Genomic DNA, 1,701 nt, shown 5'->3' on the forward strand with positions numbered 1-1,701 from the left:
TGTAGGGATTGCTCGGGTTGTTCTTGAGGTCCTGGGCGCGATCTTTGCTCGTGTACGCGGCGGTGTCACAGCCTTCGGCGGCGCGGCTGGTGTCACCGCTGGAGACGAGCAACTGGGCCCAGGTCTGGAAGTTGTAGTTGTCGCCGCCGGTGGGGAGCTGGGAGAACGCCTGGAAGGCGCGTATCCACGGCTCGGTGGCCTCCCAGAGATCTTCGTCGAGCACGTTCTCGGGGTGGAAGTGGACGGCGCTGCCGTTGCTGTCCCAGGTGGGCGAGTTGAACCAGCAGGCGGCGCGGAACAGCACCCTCAGGTTGTAGTGCAGGTCGCTGCCGGTGCCCACGGTCTTCAGGGCCTGCTGCGTACCGTCGCCGAAGTAGCCGTTGATGGTGGCCTTGTCCAGGCCGAGTTCGTACTGGACGGCCAGCATCAGCCCCTGCTGCACATCGCGCGAGTAGATGCCGTCGGTCGGCACCAGGTTCATGGCGGGGATGCGGATGTTCTGGACGTATTGCTGGTTGAGGCGCTGTTGGATGCGCTTGGTGGTGCCGTCGCCGCCGGGCACGGTACGGAACTGGTCCATGCGCAGCAGTGAACGGGTGACCCGGGCCCACATGTCCGCGTCGAGGGGCTCGCGAAAGTCGAGACCGATGTCCTTGTAGAGCTCGGCGAGGGAGGTCGCGGCCCTCAAGTCCCATATGGCGGGATGCGCCGGGCCGTAGTAGCCCTTGCACCACAAGGCGGCGCTGTAGATGCGGACGATGTTCTGGTTGGTCTCCTGGTCGGGGAACAGGTAGCGCTGCCTCACCGCCGCAAGAGTGCCCGGCCCGAAGTTCTTGACGGTCGGGGAGATCCCCAGCTCGTGCTGGAGTGCCTGGGTGAGGCAGTCCACCGTCGCCCAACCTGTACTGCCGTCCTCCGTGCACGGTACGTACCCGGGCGCGTTCGCATAGGTCGCGTTGACCCACCTCTGAGCAGCCAGGACATTCGGGTCTGACATGTGCATCCTCCACGGTTCAGGTTTGTCTGCCCGGCGCGCGGGAGCGATGTGCCGGAACGCCAACTTTCCCAACTGAGTTGGTATGTCCATGGCGGTTTGGGAGAGATCCTCATGCAGGAATGAGGCGTGAGGAACCTAAAAGGTTCGAGGGTGACCAGTACTGAGAGTGCAGTACGTGATCTTCTGTTCGGCTTGTCATCGCTCGATGGTGTGACGTTGGGGCATCGTTGCCGGTCAGACGTTCGGGGGTCGCTTGAGTTCTGGCATGGGCATGCGCGATCCGTACTCCAGTGACGTCTCCGACGAGCAGTGGGTCCTTGGTCGAACCCGTGATCACAGCGTGGAAGGCCGCGCATCCGTCGGTCAGCGGCCACCAGGGCAGATACGCGATGCGGGAGATCGTGAACGCGATCTTGTACCAGAACCGCAGCGGCTGCCATTGGGACCTGCTGCCCCACGACCTGCCGCCCGCCGGGGCGGTGAAGTACTACTTCTACAAGTGGCGCGACGACGGCACCGACCAGACCATCCACGACCTGCTGCGGTGGCAACTACGGGAGAAGAACCGGCGATTAGCCGACCCGAGCCTCATCGTGATGGACACCCAGAGCATCCGTGCCGCCGTCGGCGTCCCGGCCACGACGACCGGCAAGGACGCTTCGAAAAGAGTGCCAGGGCGGAAGAGATGCCTGGCCGTGGACGTA

At 64.1% G+C, this 1,701-nt stretch carries 2 pseudogenes; one reads left to right on the plus strand and one right to left on the minus strand.

Annotated elements, in window-relative coordinates:
- Nucleotides 1–997 (minus strand): annotated as a pseudogene (locus AQJ91_RS23870) (glycoside hydrolase domain-containing protein); the annotation flags it as partial.
- 265 nt (nt 998–1,262) lie between these two features.
- Here AQJ91_RS23870 and AQJ91_RS23875 point away from each other — a divergent pair.
- Nucleotides 1,263–1,701: pseudogene (locus AQJ91_RS23875) on the plus strand (transposase); the annotation flags it as partial.

Source organism: Streptomyces dysideae, from assembly GCF_001514305.1.
GTDB classification, from domain to species: Bacteria; Actinomycetota; Actinomycetes; order Streptomycetales; family Streptomycetaceae; genus Streptomyces; species Streptomyces dysideae.